The organism is Burkholderia sp. AU33423 (assembly GCF_002223135.1).
Lineage (GTDB): Bacteria > Pseudomonadota > Gammaproteobacteria > Burkholderiales > Burkholderiaceae > Burkholderia > Burkholderia lata_D.
In genome coordinates this window covers 623,480-650,005 of sequence record NZ_NKFH01000007.1, presented here as the reverse complement: position 1 = coordinate 650,005, position 26,526 = coordinate 623,480, and the positions used below count along the sequence as shown (strand labels likewise).

Below are 26,526 nucleotides of genomic sequence, written 5' to 3'. Positions count from 1 at the left end.
TCGTTCGAAGCCGCGGCAAGTCGTGACGGCGGAACCGGTGTTCCGCACGTGGCAATCCCGACTTTCGAGGCTTCCGATTCTGTCGACGATCATACTTGAGCCGTCGCGGGCCGGCATGCGTTGGCGGCAGGAACCCGGCCGCGGCAGCCGGATCGTCGATGCATCGCGCGCCGCAAGCCATCGCGGGCGCACGTCGGCCGCTTGCCCGCGCTACCCCCGCAATCCCGCGATGAAGGCCGTGAACAAAGCGCGTCCCTCGGGCCATTCCGCCAATCCCGCTTCCGTATTCAGATGGCCGCGCGGGCCGAGCAGCAACGGCGTCGCACCCCGCTCGCTTGCCCATGCAATGCCGCGCCCGGCCGGGTCGTACCCGTCGTCCGAACTGGCGATTGCCAGCACCGGCAAGCCGCCGAAATCGCCCTCCGGCACATGCGCGAACGCCCTGGCCGCAGCCGGAAAGCGCGGGCCGCCCGGATCGGGCACCGCCACGAGCCACGCAGCGCGCACGACGCGCGTGGACGCCGCACGCCAGTGCGCGAACAACAGGCAACCCAGCGAATGACAGATCACCACCGGCGGCGTCGCGGCTTGCGCAACGGCTTCATCGAGCGCCGCCATCCAGTCGCGCAGGTCGGGCGCATCCCATGACGCAGGCGCCATGCGCGCGGCGCCTGGAAGCGCAGCCTCCCAGTGGCTCTGCCAATGATCCGGTCCCGAGTTGCCGATCCCCGGCACGATCACGATCGTCTGGTCCATCTCCGTCTCCATGAATAAGCGAGCTCGCAGTCTGGCCTGCCGGAAACCGGCCGGGAATGGCAAGTCATCGGATATTGAGACAATATGCCGATGAATTAACGGAGCGGGAAAGCGGACATGTCGAACGGAGAGCTCGATCGCCTGGATCTGTCGATCCTCGAGGCGCTTCAGGAAAATGCGCGGATGCCGCTGTCCGAAGTGGGCCGCCGCATCGGCCTGTCGCAGCCGGCCACGTCGGAGCGCGTCAAGCGGCTGGAAGAACGCGGCATCATCGCCGGCTACGGCGCACGGATCGACCCGGCCGCGCTGGGGCTGGGGATGATGGCCATCATCCGGCTGAAGACGACGCACGAACACATCAAGCCCGCGCTGCGCGCGTTCGCCGAGATGCCGCACGTCATCGAGGTCCACCGGATGACCGGCGAGGATTGCTTCCTGCTGAAGGTCCTGGTGCCGACCCCGGGACAACTCGAAACCATCATCGATGCGATTGCCCGCTTCGGCGCGGTCACGACGTCGCTGGTGCTGCGATCCGAGCCGGCCAAACCGCTCGGCAAGGCGCTGCTCGGTTGACACGGGCATCGGGCCGCTGACGCGCCGCCGATGACCGGCGACGCGTTCGCGCGCATGCAAGGTCACCGCCAACACCACCGGTCGCGGCGATTGAATTCCTGATGAAAAATCGCCGAATGCAATGCAACGCATGAGATTCCGGTCATTGAAAAAATGACGTCGAATCCGTCATTCTCTTTATCGGTGTTTTAGCGCACGCGACCCGCAAATTCCCCGTGTTTAGCACGTCTCGGCTAAAAACCTTGCAACGCATTGCATTCGTAAATTCCTCAGACTAATATCAACGCCACTCGTCGCGCATTCACGAAATACGTGATGAGGAGTGGCAACTTTTTAGCCGCGCTTTCATGTTGAATCACTCATGTTCACCACAGGAGAATTGACATGCAGGACACCCAGCAGATCGAATTGCTTGACTGGATGCAGGAAGACACGCACCCCGAGGCCGTCGACATGATGGTCGAGGACGCCGTGGTGCCGTTCGGCACCGCGCTCTGGCCGGTCTGAGCGGGCCACCCGTTCTCGCGGAAGGGCCTCGGCCCTTCCGCCGTTTCCGGAGACACGCATGCTGAACCTGCACCGCGCACTGGGCTTCCACCCCGCGCTGCGCGACAAGCTGGCGCGCGGCGAGTCGGGAAAACTGCTGGTCGGCCATGACACCCGCAACCGCGACATCGCGTTGCGCGCGTTTTCCGCCCTGCCCGATTCGCTCGACGCGACCACACTCTGCCTCGAAAGCACCCCACCCGCCGATATCGCCGCCGCGCTCGATCGCGCCGATCTGTTCGTGCTGCTGTACGACTCGTCGTGCCTGCCGACACCGTCGCCGAGCGGGCCGCCGTTCCTCGCCGCGATCCGTCCCGCGATCGTCGAGCACTGGAGCAAGTCGGTCCTGTTCAAGGATTACGGCCCGCATCTCGACGAGGCATTCGCCGAATCGCTCGACGACATCGCGGCGCGCAACGGGCGGCTGATCGACGCGGCCGCGCGCGCATCGCGGATCCGCTTCATCGATGAAGCCGGCAACACGCTGACGGGTTCGCTCGCGCCGGACCAGAAATGGACGAGCGTGGACGGAATGGGCAACCTCGACGTCGTGCCCGGCGAGATCGCGACACACGTCACCGACCTCAACGGCTCGGTCGTCTTCAGCGGCACGTTTCTCGGCACCGTGCCGTTCGCGATCAAGTACAAGGTGGCCGAGCAGCTCGCCACGTTGCGGGTCGAGAACAGCATGATCGTCGGATTCGACACGGACAACGATGGCTTCCGCCGCGATTTCGCCGCCTATCTCGACCGGCATCCGAATCACCGGCGGATCGAGGAATTCGGCATCGGCACGAACCTCGGGATTCGCGGGCTGTACGGCCGCAACGCGGGATTCGAGGAACGCCATCCGGGCCTGCATCTCGGGCTCGGCGGCGGCGAAAACGGCAGCCACCATCTCGACCTGATCTTCGCGCGCGGCACGCTCGCGCTCGACGACCGGATCGTGTTCGACGGCGCGTTCGCCGTCTGACGAAGCGGCTGCGTGCTCAGGCTTCGGCGGCCGCCGTGTCGCCGAGCCACTTGTACATCACGAGGCTGTCGACGAAGCCGAGCCGCGCGTGACGATACGCACGCGGCAGGCGCCCGACGATTTCAAATCCCAGCTTCTGCCACAGCGCGACCGCCACCTCGTTCGTCGACACCACCGAGTTGAACTGCATCGCGAGAAAACCGCGCTCGCGCGCGACCTGCTGCGAGTGCTCGCACATCAGGCGCGCGACGCCGCGGCCGCGCGCGGCCTCGCTCACCATGTAACCGCAGTTGCTCACGTGATTGCCGGGGCCGCCCGCGTTCGCCTTCAGGTAGTACGAGCCCAGGACCACGCCGTCCTCTTCGGCGATCCACGTGCACAGCGGCGCATCGAGCCACAGTGCGCGCGCCGCTTCCTGTGTCGGCGCCGCATCGAATGCATAGGTTTCCTGAGCGGCGACGATGGCGCGGTAAGTCGGCCAGAAGCGCGGGAAATCGTCGTCGGTCATCGGGCGAATCGTGATCATGCGGAGGCTCTCGTGATGGGAATGTCAGCAGGAATGCCAGCGATCGTACCGTGATTCAGGAACGGCCGCTGTCTCGTTGCGCCGCGCTGCGATACGCGCCCGGCGGCACGCCGTACCAGCGCTTGAACGCCTGCGAGAAGCTCGACAGGTCGCTGAAGCCGAGCCGCTCCGCGACTTCCGCGAGCGACAGGCGCGCGTCGCCGAGCAGCGTCTCGGCCATCGCGCCGCGCGCCTGCGCGAGCAGTGCGCGGAACGTCGTACCCTCCTCCTGCAGCCGGCGCTTGAGCGTGCGCGGGCTCGTGTTCATCAGCCGCGCCATGTCCTCGAGCGAGAACGGCGCGTGGCCGGGCGTCGCGCTCAGGTACTGACGCACCATCTCCGACGTGCCCACGCGCGCGCGCCGCGCTTCGAGCAGCTGGCCGCACATCTGCTCGCACATCGACACCGTCAGCGGATTCGCGTGCGGCAGCAGCCGGTCGAGAAACACGCGGTCGAATGCGAGGCTGTTCGCACGCGCCGAGAAGGCAGGCTCGACGCCGGCGATGCGCGGCACCGGCATGGTCGGCGTGCGCGCCGCCTGCACCGCGAAGCGCGACAACGCGAACGTGTCGTCGCCGATTTCCTGCAGCAGCACGGCCGCGGCCGTCATGTCGCGCTCGACGAGAAAGCGGCTCAGCGTGCCATCGAGTTCCGGCGCGCCGAAATTGAGCACGCACGTGTCGCCTTCCTCGCGGTACGTGATCACCGTGAACGCATAGGTGAGCGGCAGGAAGCGCAACGCCAGCGCGAGCGCGTCGCGCGCGGTCGCGCTCGCGATCAGCCCGTAGCCCCACACCCCGTACGCGGAGAAGTGATAGCGCTGGCCGACCTCGAACCCGAGGCCCGGCGCACGCCCGAGCGCGCGCAGCAGGTTGCCGGTCAGCCGCAGTTCCTGCGCGGCCGTCACCTCGACCTTCGGATCGTCGAGCTGCGCGTTTGCGAGCCCGGTGCCGGCCAGCAGCGTCGCGTGCGGCACGCCGCGTTCGTCGCCGAAATCGACCAGCAGCCGGGCGCTGGCCGGACTCCGGGTGAAATCCCAGAAGCTCATGCGGAGAAACCCTCGAAGCGCCGATTTGGCCCAAATACTAAAACAATTGTCCCGAAGCAGCATTGGTGTTTTCCCATGCGGCCAGCACCATCGGCGTCATCCAGTCGTCATCCGAACGACGCCATCGCCTTCCGGAGGAGACACCATGCGACCGAGTCGCCCGACCGATCCCACCGCCCGCTTCGCATGCCGGCGCGACGCTTTCGTCGCGTTCGCCCGCGCCCCCGCCCCGCCGCTCGCGCCCCGCCTGCCGCACACCGGCCGCCCAGGCACGCTGCCGCGCCCCGCTTGATCCATCGACCCTCAGAGGACGAATCCATGAGCAAGACTTTCGACTACATCGTCGTTGGCGGCGGTTCGGGCGGCAGCGTCGTCGCCGGGCGGCTGACCGAGGACCCGGCCGTGACCGTCTGCGTGCTCGAGGCCGGCGGCCGCGGCGACGGCACGCTCGTCAACGTGCCGACCGGCGCGGTCGCGATGATGCCGACCCGCATCAACAACTGGGCCTTCGACACGGTGCCGCAGCCGGGCCTCGGCGGGCGCATCGGCTACCAGCCGCGCGGCAAGGTGCTGGGCGGGTCGTCGGCCATCAACGCGATGGTCTATATCCGCGGCCATCGCGTCGACTACGACGGCTGGGCCGCGCTCGGCAACGAGGGCTGGAGCTACGACGACGTGCTGCCGTACTTCCGCCTGAGCGAGCACAACGAGCGCTTCGACGATGCGTGGCACGGCCGCGACGGCCCGCTGTGGGTGAGCGACCTGCGCACCGGCAACCCGTTCCATGCGCGCTACCTGGAAGCCGCGCGGCAGGCCGGCCTGCCGCTCACCGACGATTTCAACGGCGCGCAGCAGGAAGGCATCGGCATCTACCAGGTCACGCAGAAGCACGGCGAACGGTGGAGCGCGGCGCGCGCGTACCTGCTGCCGCACGTCGGCCGCCGCGACAACCTGACGGTCGAGACGCATGCGCAGGTACTGCGCATCCTGTTCGACGGCACGCGCGCGATCGGTGTCGAGGTGCGGCAGCGTGGCGAGGTCCGCACGCTGCGCGCGCGGCGTGAAGTCGTGCTCGCGGCCGGTGCGCTGCAAACACCGCAGTTGCTGATGCTGTCGGGCGTCGGCCCGGGCCGCGAACTTCAGCAACAGGGCATCGCCGTGCACGCCGACCTGCCCGGCGTCGGCCGCAACCTGCAGGATCATCCGGATTTCATCTTCGGCTACCGCACGCGCAGCGTCGACACGATGGGCGTGTCCGCGGGCGGCGGCCTGCGCATGCTGCGCGAGCTGGCGCGTTTTCGCCGTGAACGACGCGGCATGCTGACGTCGAATTTCGCGGAAGGCGGCGGCTTCCTGAAGACGCGCGCCGGGCTCGATGCGCCGGACATCCAGCTGCACTTCGTCGTCGCGCTCGTCGACGATCATGCGCGCAAGCTGCACGCCGGCCACGGGCTGTCGTGCCACGTGTGCCTGCTGCGGCCGCGCAGCCGCGGCTCGGTCACGCTGAACAGCGCCGATCCGCTCGCCGCGCCGCGCATCGATCCCGCGTTCTTCGACGACCCGCGCGACCTCGACGACATGGTCGCGGGCTTCCGCCTCACACGACGGCTGATGGAAGCGCCGGCACTCGCCGGCTGGACCACGCGCGACCTGTTCACCGCGAACGTCAACACCGACGATGAAATCCGTGACGTGCTGCGGCGGCGCACCGACACCGTGTATCACCCGGTCGGCACATGCCGGATGGGGCACGACGCGCTCGCCGTCGTCGATCCGCAACTGCGCGTGCGCTGCCTGCAGGGGTTGCGCATCGTCGATGCGTCGGTGATGCCGACACTCATCGGCGGCAACACCAACGCACCGACGATCATGATCGCCGAGAAGGCCGTCGACCTGATTCGCGGCGTGTGCCGCACGACCGCACAACCGCAAGGCGCAACCGTCAGGACAGCGACGGATCTCGATACCGTTCCCGCATCGTGCACCGCGCACGAAGCCGTCCAGCCGGAGGCAACCCGCCATGTCGTCGCGTGACGCAGCCCACCTGACCGAATCCGCCGCCCCGCTTGCGGCGATCATCATCGGCGCCGGCTTCGCCGGCATCGGCATGGCGATCGCGCTGCAACGTGCGGGCATCCACGATTTCGCGATCGTCGAACGCTCGCACGACGTCGGCGGCGTGTGGCGCGACAACCGCTACCCGGGCGCCGCCTGCGACGTGCCCTCGCACCTGTACTCGTTCTCGTTCGAGCCCAATCCGGCGTGGTCGCGCGTGTTCGCGCCGCAGCCGGAAATCCATGCGTATCTGCAGCATTGCGCGCGCAAGTACGGCCTCGCACGCTACCTGCGTTTCGGTGCCGAAGTCGCGCACGCACGCTACGACGAGGCCGCCGCGCTGTGGCGCGTCACGCTCGCCGACGGCACGACGCTCAGCGCCGCCGTGCTCGTCAGCGGCACCGGGCAGTTGAGCCGCCCCGCGATGCCCGACTTGCCCGGCATCGACACGTTTCGCGGCCGCGCATTCCACTCCGCGCACTGGGATCACGACTATTCGCTTACGGCCAAGCGCGTGGCGGTCGTGGGCACCGGCGCGTCGGCGATCCAGTTCGTCCCGGCGATTGCTGGCGACGTGAAGCAGCTGGTCGTATTCAGCGTTCGCCGGCCTATGTGATGCCGCGCCCCGACCGCGCGTACCGCCCGTGGGAGAAGGCGCTGTTCCGCCGGCTGCCGTGGGCGATGAAACTGCATCGCGCATCGATCTACCTGCGCTACGAATCGCGCGCGATCGCGTTCACGCGTCTGCACAAGCTGATGAAGGTCGCGGTCGGCCGGCCGTTCCACACACTGCTTGCACGCGATGTGCCGGACCCGGCGTTGCGCGCGCAACTCACGCCCGACTACCCGATCGGCTGCAAGCGCATCCTGCTGTCGAGCGACTACCTTGCCGCGATGAGCCGCGACAACGTCGAGCTCGTCACGCAGCGGATCCGGCGCGTGACGGAGGACGGCATCGAGACCGTCGACGGCGTGCACCATCCGGTCGACGCGATCGTGTACGGCACGGGGTTCGCGGCGACCGAGTTCCTGTCGCCGATGCGCATCACGGGCCGCGATGGGGTCGACCTGAACGACGCATGGCGGCGCGGCGCGCAGGCGTATCTCGGGCTCACCGTGCCCGGTTTTCCGAACTTCTTCATGCTGTACGGCCCGAACACCAACCTCGGCCACAACTCGATCGTCTACATGCTCGAAAGCCAGATCGCGCACGTGATGCGCTGCCTGCGCACGATGCGGCGCGACGGTGCGCGCGAGATCGACGTCGACGCGCGCCGCTACCGGCGCTTCAACGTCCATGTGCAGCAGCGGCTCGAAGGATCGGTGTGGAGCAACTGCAAGAGCTGGTACGTCGACGCGTCGGGACACAACAGCACGAACTGGCCGGGCTTCACGCTGACCTACCGGTGGATCACGCGCTTCACCGGGATGTCCGCCTACCGCTTCACGCACCCGTTGCCCGAGTCGGTCGCACCGGCGCGCGACGTGGTGATCGCGCCGCCCGCCGGCCGGCTGGAGGCACTGACCGCCGCATCGCTGCGCGGCTTCCTGCGGCTGGCCTTCCGGCCGCTGATCGGGCCGCCATTCGGCGCGCGCATGCAACGCCGCGTCGTCGCGCTGCTGTCGCCGCTGATGCCGGGTACGGGCGGCACGCTGCGCTACCGCACGTCCGCGCATCGCGTGCCGGTCGAAGTCGTGGCGCCGAAACGCGGCGACGCGGGCGGCGCGATCCTCTATCTGCACGGCGGTGCATTCTGTCTCGGCGGGCCGCATACGCATCGCGGCGTGACGACGCGGCTCGCGAATGATGCGGGCCTGCCGGTGTGGGTGCCCGACTACCGGCTGGCCCCCGAGCATCCGAGCCCGGCCGCGCTCGACGATACGCTGGCCGTCTACGACGCGATGCGCGCGCAGGGCCACGCGCCGCACCGGATCGTGATCGCCGGCGATTCGGCCGGCGGTGCGCTGGCGCTGGCACTGGCCATCGCGCTGCGCGAGCGCGGCGAGCCGGCCGCCGCCGCGCTGCTGCTGATCTCGCCCGTGACCGATCCCGCGCTCGGCGGCGCGACACTGGCTTCGCGCCGTCATGACGATCCGATGATCCGTCGCGGCTGGCTCGAACAGGGGCTGCGCTGGTACCACGGCGCCGGTTCGGCTGCGGCCCGCGGCCCGCTCGACACCGACCTGCGCGGCCTGCCGCCGATGCTCGTCCAGGCCGGCGACCAGGAGGTGCTGCTGTCGGATGCGCAGCGGCTGGCCCGTCATGCGCAGGCCTGTGGCGTGCCGTGCCGGCTGGAGGTTCATGCGGCGCGCTGGCATGTGTTTCATCTGCAGGCGTTTTACCTGCGGTCGGCACGGGAGGCGTTGCGGACGCTGGCGGGGTTTGCGGCGGAACGGGTGGCGGCGACGGCGTGACGATGAAGCAGTCACGCGCCGCGATCGGGGCCGTGGTTCACGGCTTCCCCGATCGGGCGCACGGTGCACGCGCCGTCACCCGGCCCGCTTGCCGCGAAGCGACACCGTCTTGCAAAAACCGGCCGTTTATTTTTTTCCGTCGCATGCGGCCGTCATGATCTCCCGCAAGCCCTGGCGCGCCGCCGGGGTTTCCCCCTCGAGGAGACATCATGAAAAGAAGGCACACCCTCAACACGCTGGCGCTGCTCTGTTGCGTCGGCATCCAGTCCGCGACGTCGGCGTTCGCCGACGAGCCGAAGAAGGTGGCGTTCGTCGACACCGGCAACACCGGGCGCAGCGTGATGGCCGAAGCGATCGCCGGCCAGTTGATCGCGCAGCGCCACGCGCACATCGCGGTGATCTCACGTGCGGTCGACGAAGATCCGTATGACGAAAAGCCCGAAGAAAACGGCGTGATCCTGATGAAGCGCCGTGGCATCGACACGTCCGCGCACCGTTCGGTGCAGTTGAACGCCAACGACATCAAGCATTCCGACGTGATCCTGACGATGACCGACAAACACAAGGAGAAGGTGCTCGCGCTCTATCCGTCGGCCGCCGGCAAGGTGTTCACGCTGGCCGAGTATGCGTCCGGGAAGCACGTCGACGTACCCGACGCGTGGGGCAAGCCGATCGATTTCTACGAATCGGTCACTGCGCAGCTCGACACGTACATCCCGGCGGCGCTCGACAAGATCGCGACGGCCGCGCCGGCGAAGCAGTAATGTCAGGAGGCCTGTCGGCTCGCCTCGCGCGACGCGCCGGCACCGACAGGTTTGCTGTTCACGTTGTTCCCCCCATACACCCCCGCCACCGCGCGTGCCCGTCACCGGGCCATTGACTTTGGCCATCCGGCCGAATCGTCACCCTGCGCACCGGATGAAAGAATGATCTTCGTCCGGAAACCCGGCTTCGCGGCCTGACATCCCGCACTTCGAAGGCACCGTATGCGCAGCAACGCGTATGCAGTGTCGTGTGTTGCCCCAACTCGGCAATGCGCGCACGGCCCCGCGCGCACCACCCGGCAGATCGCGCAACCACGCCATTCACCCTACTTCCTTTTTGTAGCTTATAAGTTACAATGCTCTCCAAGTTCGAACTTCTTCGCTATCAGCGCGACGATGGTCGCGAGCCCTTCACCGAATGGTTGAACGCCGTGCGCGACAAGCTTGCGCAGGCACGGATTCGCGAACGCCTGCGCCGCGTGCAGACAGGCAACTTCGGCGATTGCGAGCCGGTCGGCGAAGGCGTGATCGAACTGCGCGTCCACGTCGGCGCCGGCTATCGCGTGTATTTCGGGCGGTACGGCGGCGCACTGGTGCTGTTGCTTTCAGGTGGCGACAAAAGCAGTCAGCCCGACGACATCAGGCGCGCAAAGGAACACTGGTCGAACTGGAAACGGAGGCAAACATGACCAAGCTCAAAGGTGCGGTATCGCACCACGACGCGGAAGTCGCCGAACTCGGCGCCGACCGCGAACTCGCGGTGGCCTATCTGCGCGTCGCGATGGAGTCGCTCGACGATCCCGACAACCGCGCGGCCGGCCTGCTCGCGCTGCGTACGGTCGCGGAAGCGTACGGCGGGCTCGGCGCCGTCGCGGCCGAAGCCGGCATCAGCCGCGAATCGCTGTATCGCACGCTCTCGCCAAATGGCAACCCGACACTGAAAACCCTGCTCGCGGTGCTCAAGACCGTCGGCCTGCGCCTGTCCGTCGTCCCTGCGCAGCCGGCGCACGCGTAAGCGGCACACCACCCGCTCACGGCCGCACCATCCACACCAGCAGCATCTCCGCCGGCGCGTTCGTCATCCCCGCCGGCGAACGCTCGATCGCCGGCTCGACCGACAGCGCCTTCGCAATCGTCGCCGCATCGTCGATCGTCGTCGTGCGCACGATCGTCATCAGCCGCGCCGGCCGGTGCAGCGTCTCGCGATACAGCGCGCCGTACCACAGCGGCCGCATGCCGAGCGCGTCCTGCAACACGTACGGATAGCGCCACAGCCGCAGCACGAGGCGGCTTTCCGGCTGCCCCGGATCGACGCGCACGAACACGCGGCGCGTGCTTTCGCCGTGCGTGTAGCGCGGCAGCACCGGCAGCGCATCGGCCGGCGCCTGCGGCAGCAGCCAGCGCAGCGCGGTGGCCGGCGACCACGGCGCCGCGCGCTGCCAGCCGGCCTGCGCGAGATGCCGGTCGAGCGTGTCCGACGTCGCGCTCCATTGCAGCGGCAGATATTCCTCGCGGTCGCCGCCGATCTCGGTGCGCCGCACCGGCACGCGCTGCCACCCGCCACGCAGCCACTGGTCGACGGTCATCGCGACCACGTCGCCGACATGCGGGCGCGCCGCGCGGTCGAGCTGCCATTGCGCGGGAACCGTCCATACGCCGGCCGTCGCGAGCACCACCGTCACTGCAACGAGCGCGCCCCTCGGCTGCACGTGCTCGCGCACGCGCCAGTACGCATAGGCGCCGGCGAGCAGCGCGAACCAGGCGAGCCCGAGACTCCAGCCGCCCAGCAGGCCCGACAGCCACGTGTCGCCCACATACAGCCGCGCGAAGCCGCCAAGCACGATCCACAGCACCACCGCCGTCACGACCGGGATTTGCCACCGCGCGGGCCGGTCTTGCGCGAGCACCCAGCCGAGGCCGCTGCTCGCGAGAATCGCGAACGCGGCTTCAGCGTCGGGCAGCGGCACGTGCAACGCACCGGGCGGCAGGCTCGCGGGCGTTGCGCCGGGTATGCCCGCGCCGAACACCGGCACGAGCACGACGGCGACGCCGACCGTCACGAGCCACCACGCGGCCGTCAGCCAGCAGCGATGGATCATCAGCCAGACGAGAAACGCGGCCGCGACGATCAGCCCCGTATCGTGCCCGTGCAGCACGGCAAGCGCGCGCATCGTCGCGTCCACCGGTGGCGTGCGCAGTTGCTGCATGAACGCATACAGCGCGATGTCCACGTGCATCAGCGGATCGTTCGCGACGACATCCTGCACGATCCCCGCGAACAGCCACACGCAGCCGATGAACAGCAGCGCGAGCACCGGCACCGCACCCGGCAGGCCGCGCACGTGAGCGATCGCGTCGTGCAGCCGCGCGCCGAAACGCGGCCAGCGGTGCGCGCATGCGTGCACGCCGTCGACGAGCGCACGGCGCAGCAGCGGCCAGCCGCGCCGCAATGCGACCCGCACGCCGATCCACACGAGTGCGACCAGCGCCGCGACGACCAGCAGGATCACGGCGACCCGCACGCTGATCGCCGCGGCCAGCGCGGCCGACGCCCCGAACAGGATGCCCGGCGCGACGTGCACGGGCGCCCAGATGAGCGCCGAGACGACGTTGACCGGATAGAACGACCGGCGCGGCAGCGTCGCGCAGCCGACCACGACCGGTACGACCGCGCGCACCGGCGCCAGAAAACGCGCGAGCACGATGCTCTTCATGCCATGACGCAGCACGAACTCCTCGCCGCGCGCGAAGGCGGCCGCATAGCCGAAGCGCGCCCATGCGTTGCGGATCACGCCGCGATAGTGCCGCCCGAGTTCATAGCTGATCCCGTCGCCGATCACGGCGCCGACCGCCGCGACACCGATGGTCGTCCAGGCGTCGAGCGCGCCCGCGCCGATCAGCGCACCGGCCGCGAACATCACGGCGCCGGCCGGCACGACCGTGCCGATCAGCGCGATCGCCTCGGCGCAGGCCGCCATGAACACGATCGCGAGCACGAGCAGCGGATGTGCGCCGATCGCGCCGATCCACGCGTGGATCGTGTCGCTCATCGCACGCGCCTCGACGGAGCGACCCGGCGTGCGAACACCGGGCCGGTGATGGCATGGGGAATGTTCATCGGGCGGTGCGCGCGGTCGCGCCGGCGTGATGGATCAATCGAACTCGTGCTGCCGCGCGTCGGCCTCGAGCGGCGCGTCGTGGTAGCCGACCGTCGCGATCTCCTGCAGATAGCGCGCGAGAAACGCACCGATCGAGCCGGCGGCCTCGTACTGATGCACGTGGCGAAATTCGTGGGTCAGCAGGCGGCGCGTGTCCTGCCCGCGCAGCACATACACCGCATGGCCGAGCGTGAGCCCGATCGTCCCGGGCGCCAGGAGCCCCGAGTCGCGAGCGATCGCGGCGAGCGACGGCACCTCGGGGAACGGCATGCGGTCGACGGTCACCATGCGGATCCGCTCCGGCTGCACGACGCCCACCGTGCGCGCGTCGTCGGCTTGCGCAGGCGTCAGCGGCGCACCCTGCGCGATCCCGCGCGCCGCCTCGGCTTCAGCCCATGCGACGGCGGCGGGCAGCGCGGACGGCAGGATATCGGCAAGCTCGATCATTACGGGGCTCCTCGGGGGATTGCAGTGGCATCGGGCACCAGTTTAGTCCCGAATCGCGACGGTTCGCGGGGCGGCTCACGACGCGCCGCGCCGCCTCTTCACCGTCTCAATAATAATCAGGGAATACCCTGACTCCCGCCGGCTCCGCCGCAACCCTTTTCCCGGTGATTATTTCGTTTCAGTACACATTCCGCGACCGGATATCTCGAAAATTTCCCGGATGTGTACCGTTTTTTGATTCGGCGGAATATATTGATCAGAAGAACGGCCGCGGCGACCACCGGACAACAGTGCGCAGCGTCATCCCGAAGAGGATCGCTAGATGATCAGGGTAATTCTGGCTGACGATCATGCAGTCATGCGGGACGGACTGCGTTACATCCTGGAAACGGCCGGCGGTTTCGAAATCGTCGGCGAGGCGAGCGACGGCTCGGCCACGCTTGCGCTGGTCGAGCGCGGCGCCGCCGACGTGCTGCTGCTCGACCTGTCGATGCCCGCGCCGACCGGCATCGAGCTGATCCGGCTGGTGAAACGCCAAGCGCCGTCGCTGCGCACGCTCGTGCTGACGATGCATGCGGAGGCGCAATACGCGGCGCGGGCGTTCAAGGCCGGCGCAACCGGCTACCTGACGAAGGACAGCGCGACCGCCGAGCTCGTCGAGGCGGTCGGCAAGGTGGCCGCGGGCGGCGTCTACGTGAGCCCGTCGGCGGCCGAGAGCCTCGCGCTCACGCTGCGCACACCGGCCGCGACGCTGCCGCACGAACGGCTGTCCTCGCGCGAGCTCGACGTGATGCGCCGCATCGTCGCGGGCCAGACCGTCACGCAGATCGCGACCGCACTCGCGCTCAGCGCCAAGACGGTCAGCACCTACAAGACGCGAATCCTCGAAAAGATGGCGCTGCCGCACGAAGCCGCGCTGGTCCGCTACGCGGTGCGCCACGAACTCGACCCGGGCGGCGACGCATGACCGCCACCTTCGGCTTCCCGCCCCCGGACGACGACGACCCGGACGCGTCGCGCCTGTTCATGTCGTCGCTGCCGCCGGGCCGGCGCGAGCGGCGGCTCGCGCTCGCGACCGTGCTCATCTCCGCCGTGATCTTCGCCGCGCTTGCACCGTTCGCGGGCAGGCCGCTTGCGCCGGGCTGGGCGTTCATTCCCGTGTACCAGTCGGCGATCGTCGTCAACGACATGGTGACGGCCGGCCTGCTGCTCGGCCAGTACGCGATCCTGCGCGAGAAGCCGCTGCTCGTGCTCGCGGGCGGCTACCTGTTCACGGGTTTCATGGCCGGCACCCACATGCTGACCTTTCCCGGGCTGTTCGCACCGACCGGCCTGCTCGGCGCCGGCGACCAGACCACCGCCTGGCTGTACCTGTTCTGGCACGGCGGCTTTCCGCTGGCGGTCGCCGCATACGCACTGCTGCGCGCGAAGTCGCGTGCATTGGGCCCGATCCCGGCCCCGCAGCGCCGCGCGGCGATCCCCATCGTGCTGTGCATCGCGGCCGCGAGCGGGGCGACGGTCGCGCTCGCGCTGCTCGCGACCGCCGGCCACGACTTGCTGCCGCGCATCATGAACGGCAACCGGATGGCCACGACGATGACGAACGCGATCACGATCGTCTGGGGGCTGAACCTGGTCGCGCTGATGCTGATGTGGCAGCGGCGGCGGCGCCATTCCGTGCTCGACCTGTGGGTGATGACGGTGCTCGTCGCGTGGCTGTTCGACATCGCGCTGTCGTCGATGCTGAATCACGGGCGCTACGACCTCGGCTTCTACGCGGGACGCGCGTACGGCCTCGTTGCGTCCGGCGTCGTGCTGTTCGCGATGCTGTTCGAGAACGGCCGGCTGCATGCGCAGACGGTGCGCGCGCTGGCCGGCGCGCGCTACCAGCATCTGCTCGTCGCACAGAAGAGCGCGCAGCTCAACGACGCGAACGAACGGCTCGAACAACGCGTCGCCGCGCGCACCGCGCAACTGAGCGCGTCGAACCGCGACCTGCGGCGCGAAGTCGAGGACCGCGTGCGTGCCGAACGGGCGCTGCAGGCGTCGCGCGAAGAGCTGCGCGAGATCGCCGCGATCAGTGCGAGCGCGCGCGAAGCCGAGCAGCGCCGCATCGCGCGCGAGCTGCACGACGAACTCGCGCAGACGCTCGCGACGCTGAAGAACGATCTCGAATGGCTGATCGACCGCGTGCCGCAGGACGATGCGCAGCTGGCGCGCAAGATCGCGGCGATGCACTCCCTGGCGCGCGGCGCGGTGGCCGCGACGCGCCGCATCGCATCGGACCTGCGCCCGCTGATGCTCGACGATCTCGGCTTCGCCGCGGCGATGCAGTGGCTCGTGGAGGATTTCCGGCACCGTCACGGCATCGAATGCACGCTGCATGTCGAGCCGCCCGAGCTGCAGCTCGACGAGCCTTACGCGACGGCGGTGTTCCGCATCGCGCAGGAAGCGCTCGCGAACGTCGCGCGGCACGCGGCCGCGTCGCATGCGAACGTCGAACTCGTGCATGCGAGCAATGCGATCGAACTGACGATTCGCGACGACGGCGCGGGATTCGATCCCGGCGTACCGCGCAAGTCGGGATCGTTCGGGCTGGTCGGGTTACGCGAGCGCGCGTATCTCGTCGGCGGCACGCTGCGGATCGCGACGACGCTCGGCGAAGGGACGACGGTCGAGGTGGAGATTCCGCTGTCGCCCGTGAAGGTGACGGCCGCGCATGGTGGGGTTGGGGCGCCGCGCGGGTAGGTTCCGGCGAAGACGATGTTGCAGGCGGGTGCCGCAATGATGCCCCGCCGCTGGCCGGTCAGTGGTAGTCGTCGTCGCGTTGATGACGATCGGCCAGGATCGTGACGCGTCAGCCGTTCAGACCGTCAGCTTGTGAAATGCCCCTGCCCCATCCGCCAATCCCTGCGCGCTACACCCGGTGACGGCAACCGCATGGCGCTACAATCCTTCGCCGTCACCATCCCGCATCCTTGCGGGCTAATGCGTCAGCCGATCGTATCCCCGTTCACCACAATGAAAACACTCCGCAGCTACGCACTCATCTTCTGCGCGGTCGCAGGCGGCTGGCTTGCCGTATCGCTGCTGTGCTGGCCCATCCTGCTCGCACTGCAGGCCCTGACGACGACCGTATTCATCCCGCATCCGGCCGGCAGCTACATCGGGCTAGGGTTCGTATCGACCGCGCGGCTCCTGGATTTTCCGACGAGCTTCGTCGGCGCGTTTTCGGTGCCGTTCATGAACATGCCGCTCGGGTTCATCGCGATCGCGTGGTGGTTCGGCACGGCGCTCATCCTGCAGCCTACCTACGCACGCTACCGCGTCATGGTGCCCGGCCGCCCGTCGGCGCGGGCCGTCCTGTGGCGCGGCGCCCGCTCGTGGCTGATCTTCACGACGGTGCTCCTCGTCATCGCGACGCCCTTCCTGCGGCGCTACGAGATCGTCACACCGGACCACCTCTACGTGCGACACCTGTTCGACTGGCACGAGCGCGCGTATCCGCTCGCGTCGCTGAAGGAGATCCGTGTCGACAATCCCGGCACCAGCCGCGGCATCATCACATGGAACTTCATCTTCGACGGCGACGACTTCACGACGGCCGCCCCCGACATCCACGCGCTCAAATACCTGCTGTCGAACACGCACGCCACAGCCAACTTCACGGTCGTCGGGAACGAGGTGATGAAGCGGTAACGCCGCGCGCCGTCACGCGCGCGCCGCCACCATCCCCCGCTCCGACCGCGTCCACGCGACCAGCGCGCCGATCCCGAGCAGCGCGAGACACACGATCGGCACGATCATCGGCCCGAACGCGGTGCCCGTCACCTTGCCGGCAAACGGCATCAGGTTCTGGCTGAAGAAGCCGCCGAGGTTGCCGATCGAGTTGATCGCCGCGACGCTCGCCGCCGCCCGCGCGCCGGTGAAGTAGCGCGGCGGCATCGACCAGAAGCACGGGTACAGTAGCGGGATGCATGCACCGCCGAGCACCAGCGCGATGAAGCGCAGCGGCGTCGACGGCAGCACGAGGCTCAGCAGGAAGCCGAGTGCACCGAGCGCCGCGACGATCGCGATCGTGCGCAGGATGCTCTTCGCGCGGCGCAGCTTCGCCGGCAGCCACAACAACAGCAGCACCGCGAGCGCCCACGGCAGCATGCTCAGGAAGCCGTTCATGCTGCTCGACACGCCGAACGATTTCACGAGCGTCGGCAGCCAGTAGGTCACGCCGTACAGCGACGTCGACATCAGCATGTAGGTTGCCGCGAACAGCATCACGCGCGGATCGAGCAGCGCCTTCCACGGCTGCCCATGCTCGGCCTGCGCGGGCTTCTCGCGTTCGAGCGCGGCCTCGACGATCTGCTTCTCGCGGTCGTCGAGGAAACGTGCGTCGCGCACCGACGCGGGCAGCACGCGGAACACGACGACCGCGACGATCACCGCCGGGATGCCCGTCGCCACGAACACCCACTGCCAGCCCGCGAGCCCCCACACGCCGTTCAGGCTCAGCAGCACGCCGCCGACCAGCGAGCCGAGCATGTTCGCGAGCGCGCTGCCGAGCGTGAAGATGCCGAGCACCTTCGCGCGATAGCTCTGCGGGAACCACAGCGTCAGGTAGTAGATCACGCCCGGATAGAAGCCGGCCTCGGCGATGCCGAGCACGAAGCGCAGCGCGCAGAACGCGGGCATCGACGTCGTGAAGCCCATCAGCACGGTGATGAGCCCCCACGTCAGCATGATCCGCGCGAGCCACACGCGTGCGCCGTAGCGATGCAGCGCGAGCGTGCTCGGCACCTCGAACAGCAGGTAGCCGATGAAGAACAGCGACGACGCGAGCCCAAACGCGGCTTCCGTCATGCCGAGGCTGTGCACCATCTGCAGTTTCGCGAAGCCGACGTTCTGCCGGTCGATGAACGCGATCAGGAACATCACGACGAGGATGGGCAGCAGGCGCCGCGCCATCTTCGACATGATGCGCTGCTCTTCGGTGGACGCGGGGTCCAGGGTTTCGGTGGCGTTCACTTGAGGCTCCTTGCGTGAAACGGTTGCATAGCGGTTGAATCGGCGCTGCGCGCGACAATCGCGCGGGCGCGGGGCATGTCGATGAAAGGGCGCGGCCGCATCAACCCGACCGGAAGTCGTCGAGCATCGGCGCGAACATCTCGTGCCACGCCCGCGGCTTCGCCTTGATCGTGCCGGCGAGGTACAGGAATTCGACGTAGTCCATCAGCTGGTTCGGCAGCACCGAGAAGCGCGTGTCCGGCGCCGCGAGCATCCGCATCACGTCGTCGTGCGACACGCCGACGCCCGACGACGACGCATAAAGCGCGGCCGCCGCGCGCGGGTCCTGCGCGATCAGGCGGTTCGCTTCGTCGAGCGCGCCGAGAAACGCGATGGCCAGCGCGGGCTCCGTATCGACGAGCCGCTTCGGCGCGAACACGACGTCGAGCGTCATCGGGCCGAGCACGTCGACCGAATTCACGACGCGGTGAATGCCCGGCTGCCGCAGCTCGAGCGTCGAGAACGGCGGCGACGTGAAGTGCGCGGTGACGCCGTTCTCGCGGCGGATCAGCGCCTGCATCGCCTGCGGATGCGGCAGGTTCACGGTGATCGAATCGAGCTGCGCGAAATGCTTCGGGCCGAGTTGCCGGCTCGCGACCATCTGCAGCACCACCGCCGACAACGACGTGCGGATGCCCGGCACCGCGATCCGGTCGGCCGGCGTGAAGTCGCGCAGCGACACGAGGCCCGGCCGGTTCGCGTTCAGCGACAGCGACGTGGTCGACAGCCCGCTGATGCCGATCACCTCGACGTTCGGAATGCCGCGCGCCCGTGCCCACAGCTCGATGAAACCCGGCGCGCCGGCCCCGGCGAAATCGAGCGTGCCGGCCATCATCGCGTCGTTGACGGAATTGCCGCCGTCGAGCAGCACCCAGTCGACCGCGACGTCGCGCACGCCGTGGCGCGCCGCGTGCCGCTCGAACAGCCGCTGCTTCTCCATCACGAGCAGCGGCAGGTACAGCACGCCATAGCCTTTGGAGATCCGCACCGTGCGCGGCTTTGCGCGCATGAGCGACGGCGCGGCGAGCACGCCGAGGCCGGCGGCGATCAATGCGCGGCGGCGCGGCGACATCGTCATGCGTGCACCGCCATGCAACGGGCGGCAAACGGCCACGCGAAGGCCCGCGTCGCGCCATGCCGCGCGTTCGTCGTGCCCGTGACATGCTGCATGTTGCCGTCTCCTAGAATATTTCTGGTATTAATGCCGTCCTTGCGTGCTGCATCCGGCTCGACACAGGTTATCGAGCGAGTCTGAGAAAATGCTGACATCCCGGCCTCGGGAAAACCCCTAACCCACCCACCTGCGAAACGGCACCATGCGCATTCTCGTCGTGGAGGACGATGCCGAAATCGGCGCGGCGATCCGCAGCCGCCTGGCGCGGCTCGGCCATGCCGTCGATCTCGAAACCGACGGCGCGACCGCGCACGGGCTGCTGCGCGTCGAGCGCTTCGACCTCGTCGTGCTCGACGCGAACCTGCCCGGCATGGACGGCTTCACGGTGCTGCGCCACCTGCGCGCATCGGGCAGCACGACGCCCGTGCTGCTCGTCACAGCGCGCTCGGCGATCGACGACCGCGTAAGCGGCCTCGGCCTCGGCGCCGACGACTACCTGGTGAAGCCGTTCGACTACCGCGAGCTCGATGCGCGCGTGCAGGCGCTCCTGCGCCGCAACAGCGGCCACGCGAGCGACGTGCTGACGCTCGGCGGCCTCGTGATCGACCGCAGCAGCCGCCTCGCGGAACTCGACGGCCAGCCGCTGTCGCTGTCGCGCCAGGAATTCGCGCTGCTCGAGATCCTCGCGAGCCGCCCGCAGCGGATCTTCTCGAAGGACGAACTGCTGAACCAGCTGTTCAGCTTCGGCAACGAGCCGACCACGAACGCGGTCGAGCAATACGTGACCCGCGTGCGCAAGAAGCTGCAGGGCAGCTCGGTCGAGATCCGTACCGCGCGCGGGATGGGGTATCAGATTGCGGCGCACTGACTGGTTCCCGAAGACGCTGTTCGGGCGCACGCTGCTCTTCATCGCGCTCGTCGTCGCGACCGGCGCACTCGCGCTCGCGGCGATTGCACGCTACTACGCGGGCGTCGCGGCCGAACGCGCCTACGACCAGTTGCTTGCGGGCGCATCGATCCAGGTCGCGGAAAACCTCTACGTGCAGGGCGGCGTGCTCGCGCTGAATCCGCCGGTGGCCGCGCTGTCGACGCTGTCGCGCTACGACCTCGTCTACTACAAGGTCGTCGATTCGCGCGGCGTCGTCGTAGCCGGCTACAACGATCTCGCGAGCCCCGCGACGCTCGCCGCCGCGAAGCAGGGCCCCGCGTTCGCGAATGCCATCTACCAGGGGCACCGGGTCCGCACCGCGACCATCGCACGCTACATGCCAGAGGAAAGCACGCCGGGCTGGGCGCTCGTCACCGTTGCGCAGACAACCAATGCGCGCCAGCAGCTGACGAACGACATGAGCATCAAGGTATGGACGCTGATCCTGCTGATGAGCGTGCTCGCGATCGGCGCGAGCGGCCTCGCGATCCGGCGCGGCCTGCGCCCGCTCGCGCAGATCGGCACGATCATCGCCGCGCGCGACCCGGCCGACCTGCGGCCGGTGGCTGTCGACACGCCGAGCGAAATCGACGCGATCATCGGGTCGATCAACGGGCTGATGCGCCGCCTCGCCGAGCGGATCAACGCGATGCAGCGCTTCATCGCCGACGCCGCGCATCAGATGCGCACGCCGCTCGCGCGGCTCGACGCGCAGATCGAGCTGCTCGACGGCGAAGCCGATCCCGCGCGCCACGCGGCACGGCTCGACGCGCTGCGCGCAACCTGCTCGGACGTCGGGCGGCTCACCGGCCAGCTCCTCAATCATGCGATGGTGATTCATCGCACCGAGGCCGTGCCGCTGCAACCCGTCGAACTCGTCGCGCTCGCGAAGGAGGTGCTCGGCCGCACGATTCCGCTCGCGGGCGAGCGCGATGTCGCCGTCGCGTTCGCGAGCGACGCGCCGCTCGCGTGGATCGACGGCGACGCGATCAGCCTGCAGGAAGCGCTGTCGAACGTTCTGCACAACGCGCTGCTGCATGGGCATGCGGACGATATCGTCGTCTCGGTCGCGACGCAGGGCAACGCCGGCGATACCGTGACGCTGACCGTCACCGACAACGGCCGCGGGATTCCGCGCGAGCACTGGGATGCCGCGCTGCAACCGTTCGTGCGAATCGCGCCGGACGGCAGCGAGCGGCGCACGGGGTCGGGCCTCGGGCTCGCGATCGTGCAGGAAGTGATGAAGGCGCACGGCGGGCGCGTCGGGTTCGCGTTTCCCGAGGCGGGCGGGTTCGCGGTGGTGCTGACGTTTCCGCGGGCGGTGGCGACGCACGCGAATCGCGCGTGAAACGAAGTGCCAGGCGCCCGCTACACTGCCACCGCCTCCCCGCCGAGATACGCATCTCGCACGCGTTCGTCGTCGAGCAGCGCCTTCGCAGGCCCTTCGAGCACGACGCGCCCCGTCTGCAGCACGTACCCGTAGTGCGCGATCTCCAGCGCGAGGCTCGCGTTCTGCTCGACCATGAACACCGTCACCCCTTGCCGGTTGATCGCATCGATCAGTTCGAGCACCTTGTCGACATAGAGCGGCGACAGCCCCATCGTCGGCTCGTCCATGCAGATCAGCTTCGGCCGCGCCATCAGCGCCCGCGCCATCGCGAGCATCTGCTGCTCGCCGCCCGACAGCGTGCCCGCGCGCTGCGTCAGCCGTTCACGCACACGCGGAAACAGGTCGAGCACCCGCTCATAGTCCTCCGCCACTGCCGCGCGGTCGTTGCGCGTGTACGCGCCCATCAGCAGGTTCTCGCGCACGCTCATGTCGCCGAACAGCCGCCGCGCCTCGGGCACGGCCGCGATCCCGCGCCGCACGCGCTGCGGCGTGGCGAGCGCCGTCACATCGTCGCCGTCGAAGCGCACGACGCCGCGGCGCGGCCGCATCAGCCCGAGAATCAGCTTCATCGTCGTCGACTTGCCGCTTGCGTTGCCGCCGAGCAGGCTGACGATCTGCCCGCGGCCGACTTCGAAGTTCACGTCGAAATGCACCTGCACCGGCCCGTAGAACGTGTCGAGGTGTTCGAGTTTAAGCAGCGCGTCGGTCATGGTCGTGTCGGGTCCGATAGAAAGTGCGGTCATGCGGCCGCCTGTGCCGTGCGGTCGGCCGGCGCGCCGCCCGCATGCCGGCGGCCGAGGTACGCCTCGATCACGCGCGGATCGTGCCGCACGTCGCGCGGCGCGCCTTCGGCGATCTTCACGCCGTTGTCGAGCACCATCACGCGGTCGGACACGCGCATCACGAGTTCGAGCTTGTGCTCGATCAGCAGGATCGTCAGGCCGCGCGCCTTCAGCGACTGGATCAGTTGCAGCATCTCGGCCGTCTCCGTCTCGTTCATCCCGGCCGTCGGTTCGTCGAGCAGCAGCAGGCGCGGATGCAGCGCGAGCGCGCGGCCGATCTCCACGCGCCGCCGGTTCGCATACGACAGGCTGTGCGCCGGATGATCGATGCGCGGCGTCAGCCGCTCGCCGAAGCCGGCGACGATCGCGCGCGCCTCGTCGCGCAGCGCGGCTTCCTCGCGCCGCACCGATGCGGGCCGCACGAGCGCGCGCAGCACCTCGGCCGCCGCGCCGAGCGCGGGCCAGCCCGGCCGCGCCGCGCGCAGCCGCGCATGCGCGCCGATCAGCACGTTGTCGAGCACGCTCAGGTTGCCGAACACGCGGCCGTGCTGGAACGTGCGCGCGATGCCGAGCGCCGCGAGCCGTTCGGGCGCCGTGCCCGTGATGTCGCGGCCGTCGAACGTCACACGGCCGGCATCGGGCCGGTCGGCGCCCGCGATCAGGTTGAACAGCGTCGACTTGCCCGCACCGTTCGGGCCGATCACGCTCAGCAACTCGCCGTCGGCGAGCGTCAGGCTCGCGCCGTCGAGCGCGGTCACGCCGTCGAAGCGGCGCGTCAGGCCCTGCACGTCGAGCAAAGGTCGATGGGTGGTCATCGCATTCCTCCTCACACCGTGCCGAGCAGGCCCTGCGGCCGGAACCGGACGAGCAGCAACAGCACGAGGCCGTAGATCAGCATCCGGTAGTCGGCCGCCCAGCGGAACAGCTCGGGCAGCCCGATCAGCGCGATCGCGCCGGCGATGCCGCCGAGCACGTTGCCGAGCCCGCCGAGGATCACCATCGTCAATGCGAGGATCGACACCTGCGAATCGAAGGTCTGGTGATTGATGTAGCTGTACAGGTGCGCGGCGATCCCGCCGCTCACGCCGGCCGCGACGCCGCCAACGGCAAACGCGATCGCCTTGTAGCGGTTCGGCGCGATACCGTGCGCGCGGGCGGCGACGTCGTCCTCGCGCACCGCGCGCAGCGTGCGGCCGAGATGCGAGCGCAGCAGCCGCACCTGCACGAGCGCGAACACGACGAGCACCGCGAACGTGAACCAGTACGCGGCACGCGCGGTCGTCGCCCACGGCAGCGGCGCGATGCCGGTGATGCCGAGCGGGCCGCGCGTGAGGCCGTCCCAGTTCAGGATCACGAGGCTCACCACTTCGCCGATGCCGAGCGTCGCGATCGACACGTAGTGCCCGCGCAGCCGGAACGCCGGATAGACGAGCAGCGTGCCGAGCACGGCGGTGATCACGCCCGCGCACGGAATCGTCACGGCTGGCGACCAGCCGAGATCCGACGACAGCAGCGCCGACGCATACGCGCCGATCACCAGCAGCGCCGCGTGGCCGAGCGAGATCTGCCCGACCGTGCCCGCCACCAGCGTGAGGCTCAGCGCGAGCAGCCCGTACAGCCACGCGTTGGTCAGCGTCTGTAGCACGTACGGCGATGCGCAGAGCCACGGCAGTACGGCCGCCAGCGCGACCAGCGCGACGAGTACCGGGCGCGGCACGCGCACGGCCTTCGCGGCCGCGAGGAAAGTACCCGTCATCGGCTCGGGCGGCAGCGCGCGGTTCGCGCTGAACAGCCCGTTCGGCCGCCACACGAGGAACACGATCAGCAGCCCGAACGCGAACAGGTCACGATAGCTGGTGCCGAACAGCGCGACGCCGTAGCTTTCGACGAGACCGAGCAGCAGGCTGCCCGCAATCGCGCCCGGCACGTTGCCGAGCCCGCCGATCAGCAGCGCGACCACGCCCTTCAGCGTTGCCTGGAAGCCCATCGCCGGATCGATGCTGTTGTAGTACATGCCGACCAGCAGCCCGCTCACGCCGCCGAGCGCGCATGCGATCGCGAACACGGTCTGGTTCACGCGATCGACGTCGACACCCATCTGCAGCGCCGCGTCGCGATCCTGCGCGGTCGCGCGCACGGCCCAGCCGAGCCGCGTGAAGCGCAGGAAGCCATACAGCAGCGCGGCCGCCGCGATGCCGATGCCCGCGATCAGCAGGTCGAGCGAGCCGAGCGTTGCGCCGGCAATTCGCAGATGCCAGTCGGGCAGCGGCGTCGGCACCGCGCGCGGGTCCGCGCCGAATGCGAGCTGCGCGAGCTGGTCGAGGATGAAACTGATGCCGATCGTCGCGAGCAGCGGCGCGATGCGTGCCGCGTGCCGCAGCGGCCGCAGCCCGATCCGTTCGATCGCGACGCCGAGCGCGCCGCAACCGATGACGACCGCGGCAAGCGCGACCGGCAGCGGCAGCCCGAAGCGCGTCAGGCACAGCCAGCCGATGAACGCACCGACCATGTAGACCGAGCCGTGCGCGAAGTTGATCAGGTGCGACACGCCGAAGATCAGCGCGAGCCCGACCGCGAGCAGCGCGTAGATGTTGCCGACGATGAGGCCGTTGAGCGTGTAATCGAGCCAGGAAGCCATCACGATGCGTCCGTTACGTGCATGCTGTTCAGGGCTGGGGTCAACGCGCGGCGAGCTGCGGCTTCGCGCCATCCCATAGCGCCCACTGCCCCTGCTTCACGACCAGATACACGGTGCGTGCGCCCGCGACGCGGCGCGTCTGCGTATCGAAGCGCACCTTGCCGAAGATCACGCTCGGCACGTCGCTGATTTTCGCGAAGCCGTCGTGCGCGGCCTGGCGTGTCGTGCCGTAGCGGCGCAGCACCTCGGCCGACAGGATCAGCGCGTCGTACGCACGCGCGACGAACGAATCGGGATCGGCATGGAATTTCGCGCGATAGCGCTGCACGAACGCCTGCACCTCGGGGCGCGGTTCCGCCGGGAAGAAGTTCGATTCCGTATAGACGCCATCGACGGCCGCGCCGCCCAGCTCGAGGAATTTCGGCGAATACACGGAGCCAACCGCCGCGATCGGCAGCGTGACGCCCGACGTGCGCGCCTGCCGCACGATCTGCGCGCCGTCCGCGTAGTACGAGATCAGCACGATCGAATCGGGCTTCGATTCACCGATCCGCACGAGCGTCGAACGGAAATCCTTCTCCGTCGGCTGGTAGCCTTCGGCCGCGACGACCTGCGCGCCGAGCCCGGCCACCGCCTTCGCGAAGATGTCCTTGCTGGTGCGGCCCCAGTCGGTGTTCAGGTACAGCACCGCGATCCGCTTGAAGCCGAGTTCCTTCACCGCGTAGCGTGCGAGCAGCGGCTGCTCCTCGGCCTGGCTCAGCGCGGTGCTCCACAGATAGTCGCCGCCCTTCGTGAAGTCCGGATGCGAGTTCGTGAAGCCGAACTGGGTCAGCTGCCCGCGCTGGTAGATCGGCGACGCGGCCATCGACGTCGCGCTGGAGAAATCGCCCAGCTCGATCGCGATGCGCGGATCGGCGACGAACTTCTGCGCGATCGCGACGGCCTGACGCGGGTCGCTGCGGCTGTCCTGGAAGTCGACTGCGAGCGGCCGGCCGTGAATGCCGCCGCTGCCGTTGATCTCGTCGAGCGCGAGATCGAAGCCGCGCTTCCATTGCTCGCCGTACTGCGCGTCCTGGCCCGTGAGCGGCCCGCTCACGCCGATCACCACCGGCTCGCCCGACACACCGGCCGCGAGCGCACCGCCCGTCGACAAGCCCCATGCGGCAGCGAGCGCCGCCACCGTGCCCAGCACGCGCCGCCATGCGCCGCGTGCGTCGTTCCCCGAAACGTTCATGCGTCCCCCAGCTTCAGTCAGTCGAAAAGAGTGAGGGCATGTAACCATCCGGTTCAGGACGATCCAACGAAGTTTTGCG

General features: G+C 68.8%; 23 protein-coding genes and 1 pseudogene. 13 read left to right on the top strand and 11 right to left on the bottom strand.

Features of this window, described 5'->3' with window-relative positions; translation table 11 throughout:
* Positions 1 to 210 precede the first annotated feature (210 nt).
* Positions 211 to 756, bottom strand: coding sequence for an RBBP9/YdeN family alpha/beta hydrolase (locus tag CFB50_RS21455; protein ID WP_089447164.1), 546 nt, complete (start codon positions 754 to 756; stop codon positions 211 to 213).
* Between the two features lie 117 nt (positions 757 to 873).
* Here CFB50_RS21455 and CFB50_RS21450 point away from each other — a divergent pair, with 117 nt between their 5' ends.
* From CFB50_RS21450 to CFB50_RS21445, 3 genes are all read left to right on the top strand, one after another.
* The gene (locus CFB50_RS21450; protein WP_011356102.1) at positions 874 to 1,329 is read left to right on the top strand and encodes an Lrp/AsnC family transcriptional regulator; all 456 of its coding nucleotides are present in this window, start codon (positions 874 to 876) and stop codon (positions 1,327 to 1,329) included.
* 384 nt (positions 1,330 to 1,713) lie between these two features.
* The gene (locus CFB50_RS40125) at positions 1,714 to 1,836 is read left to right on the top strand and encodes a hypothetical protein (RefSeq protein WP_006766865.1); all 123 of its coding nucleotides are present in this window, start codon (positions 1,714 to 1,716) and stop codon (positions 1,834 to 1,836) included.
* Between the two features lie 58 nt (positions 1,837 to 1,894).
* Positions 1,895 to 2,848 carry a leucyl aminopeptidase gene (locus CFB50_RS21445; RefSeq protein ID WP_089447163.1) on the top strand — a complete coding sequence of 318 codons (954 nt, stop codon included), beginning with the start codon at positions 1,895 to 1,897 and terminating at the stop codon, positions 2,846 to 2,848.
* Positions 2,849 to 2,864: 16 nt separating this feature from the next.
* Here the strand turns inward: CFB50_RS21445 and CFB50_RS21440 are convergent, their stop codons facing one another.
* Both CFB50_RS21440 and CFB50_RS21435 read right to left on the bottom strand, forming a co-directional pair.
* Positions 2,865 to 3,374: a GNAT family N-acetyltransferase gene (locus CFB50_RS21440; protein WP_089447162.1), complete on the bottom strand. Its 510-nt coding sequence runs from the start codon at positions 3,372 to 3,374 to the stop codon at positions 2,865 to 2,867.
* 55 nt (positions 3,375 to 3,429) lie between these two features.
* Positions 3,430 to 4,461: an AraC family transcriptional regulator gene (locus tag CFB50_RS21435; RefSeq protein WP_089447161.1), complete on the bottom strand. Its 1,032-nt coding sequence runs from the start codon at positions 4,459 to 4,461 to the stop codon at positions 3,430 to 3,432.
* A 318-nt stretch (positions 4,462 to 4,779) separates the two neighbouring features.
* Between CFB50_RS21435 and CFB50_RS21430 the strand changes: the two genes are divergently transcribed.
* From CFB50_RS21430 to CFB50_RS21410, 5 genes and pseudogenes are all read left to right on the top strand, one after another.
* Entirely contained in the window at positions 4,780 to 6,495 is a 1,716-nt protein-coding gene (locus CFB50_RS21430; RefSeq protein WP_089447160.1) for a GMC family oxidoreductase, read from the top strand.
* Positions 6,482 to 8,931 (top strand): annotated as a pseudogene (locus CFB50_RS21425) (flavin-containing monooxygenase). The gene CFB50_RS21430 and the pseudogene CFB50_RS21425 overlap by 14 nt, the downstream one beginning before the upstream one ends.
* A gap of 209 nt (positions 8,932 to 9,140) precedes the next feature.
* Positions 9,141 to 9,695: an arsenate reductase/protein-tyrosine-phosphatase family protein gene (locus tag CFB50_RS21420; protein ID WP_089447159.1), complete on the top strand. Its 555-nt coding sequence runs from the start codon at positions 9,141 to 9,143 to the stop codon at positions 9,693 to 9,695.
* A 356-nt stretch (positions 9,696 to 10,051) separates the two neighbouring features.
* Entirely contained in the window at positions 10,052 to 10,384 is a 333-nt protein-coding gene (locus CFB50_RS21415) for a type II toxin-antitoxin system RelE/ParE family toxin (RefSeq protein WP_048020341.1), read from the top strand.
* On the top strand, positions 10,381 to 10,710 hold the full coding sequence (locus CFB50_RS21410) for a helix-turn-helix domain-containing transcriptional regulator (RefSeq protein ID WP_011356110.1): 330 nt from the start codon (positions 10,381 to 10,383) through the stop codon (positions 10,708 to 10,710). Before CFB50_RS21415 ends, CFB50_RS21410 begins: the two co-directional genes overlap by 4 nt.
* A gap of 16 nt (positions 10,711 to 10,726) precedes the next feature.
* Here the strand turns inward: CFB50_RS21410 and CFB50_RS21405 are convergent, their stop codons facing one another.
* Together CFB50_RS21405 and CFB50_RS21400 are read right to left on the bottom strand one after the other, a co-directional pair.
* Positions 10,727 to 12,745: a VTT domain-containing protein gene (locus CFB50_RS21405; protein ID WP_089447158.1), complete on the bottom strand. Its 2,019-nt coding sequence runs from the start codon at positions 12,743 to 12,745 to the stop codon at positions 10,727 to 10,729.
* 102 nt (positions 12,746 to 12,847) lie between these two features.
* A complete protein-coding gene (locus tag CFB50_RS21400) occupies positions 12,848 to 13,300 on the bottom strand; it encodes a hypothetical protein (RefSeq protein ID WP_089447157.1) in 453 nt (150 codons plus the stop codon).
* A gap of 322 nt (positions 13,301 to 13,622) precedes the next feature.
* Between CFB50_RS21400 and CFB50_RS21390 the strand changes: the two genes are divergently transcribed.
* The 3 genes from CFB50_RS21390 (at position 13,623) to CFB50_RS21380 (ending at position 16,999) form a co-directional block, all read left to right on the top strand.
* Positions 13,623 to 14,267, top strand: coding sequence for a response regulator (locus CFB50_RS21390; protein WP_069250853.1), 645 nt, complete (start codon positions 13,623 to 13,625; stop codon positions 14,265 to 14,267).
* The gene (locus CFB50_RS21385; RefSeq protein ID WP_089447156.1) at positions 14,264 to 16,048 is read left to right on the top strand and encodes a sensor histidine kinase; all 1,785 of its coding nucleotides are present in this window, start codon (positions 14,264 to 14,266) and stop codon (positions 16,046 to 16,048) included. Before CFB50_RS21390 ends, CFB50_RS21385 begins: the two co-directional genes overlap by 4 nt.
* 273 nt (positions 16,049 to 16,321) lie before the next feature.
* Positions 16,322 to 16,999, top strand: a complete 678-nt coding sequence (locus tag CFB50_RS21380) for a hypothetical protein (protein WP_089447155.1) — start codon at positions 16,322 to 16,324, stop codon at positions 16,997 to 16,999.
* A 12-nt stretch (positions 17,000 to 17,011) separates the two neighbouring features.
* Here the strand turns inward: CFB50_RS21380 and CFB50_RS21375 are convergent, their stop codons facing one another.
* Complete coding sequence (locus CFB50_RS21375) at positions 17,012 to 18,322, bottom strand: MFS transporter (protein ID WP_069250850.1); 1,311 nt, start codon at positions 18,320 to 18,322, stop codon at positions 17,012 to 17,014.
* A gap of 100 nt (positions 18,323 to 18,422) precedes the next feature.
* A complete protein-coding gene (locus tag CFB50_RS21370) occupies positions 18,423 to 19,439 on the bottom strand; it encodes an ABC transporter substrate-binding protein (protein WP_089447154.1) in 1,017 nt (338 codons plus the stop codon).
* A gap of 238 nt (positions 19,440 to 19,677) precedes the next feature.
* On the opposite strand from CFB50_RS21370, the gene CFB50_RS21365 reads away from it, so the two are divergent.
* Together CFB50_RS21365 and CFB50_RS21360 are read left to right on the top strand one after the other, a co-directional pair.
* Complete coding sequence (locus tag CFB50_RS21365) at positions 19,678 to 20,343, top strand: response regulator transcription factor (protein WP_089447153.1); 666 nt, start codon at positions 19,678 to 19,680, stop codon at positions 20,341 to 20,343.
* Positions 20,330 to 21,751, top strand: a complete 1,422-nt coding sequence (locus CFB50_RS21360; RefSeq protein WP_089447152.1) for a sensor histidine kinase — start codon at positions 20,330 to 20,332, stop codon at positions 21,749 to 21,751. Before CFB50_RS21365 ends, CFB50_RS21360 begins: the two co-directional genes overlap by 14 nt.
* Positions 21,752 to 21,771: 20 nt before the next feature.
* Here the strand turns inward: CFB50_RS21360 and CFB50_RS21355 are convergent, their stop codons facing one another.
* From CFB50_RS21355 to CFB50_RS21340, 4 genes are read right to left on the bottom strand one after another with little or no spacing between them, the layout of a single operon-like run.
* On the bottom strand, positions 21,772 to 22,536 hold the full coding sequence (locus CFB50_RS21355) for an ABC transporter ATP-binding protein (protein ID WP_089447151.1): 765 nt from the start codon (positions 22,534 to 22,536) through the stop codon (positions 21,772 to 21,774).
* The gene (locus CFB50_RS21350) at positions 22,533 to 23,390 is read right to left on the bottom strand and encodes an ABC transporter ATP-binding protein (protein ID WP_089447150.1); all 858 of its coding nucleotides are present in this window, start codon (positions 23,388 to 23,390) and stop codon (positions 22,533 to 22,535) included. The genes CFB50_RS21355 and CFB50_RS21350 overlap by 4 nt, the downstream gene beginning before the upstream one ends.
* 11 nt (positions 23,391 to 23,401) lie before the next feature.
* Entirely contained in the window at positions 23,402 to 25,213 is a 1,812-nt protein-coding gene (locus CFB50_RS21345; RefSeq protein WP_089447149.1) for an ABC transporter permease, read from the bottom strand.
* A gap of 40 nt (positions 25,214 to 25,253) precedes the next feature.
* Positions 25,254 to 26,447: an ABC transporter substrate-binding protein gene (locus tag CFB50_RS21340; RefSeq protein WP_089447148.1), complete on the bottom strand. Its 1,194-nt coding sequence runs from the start codon at positions 26,445 to 26,447 to the stop codon at positions 25,254 to 25,256.
* Between the last annotated feature and the right edge of the window lie 79 nt (positions 26,448 to 26,526).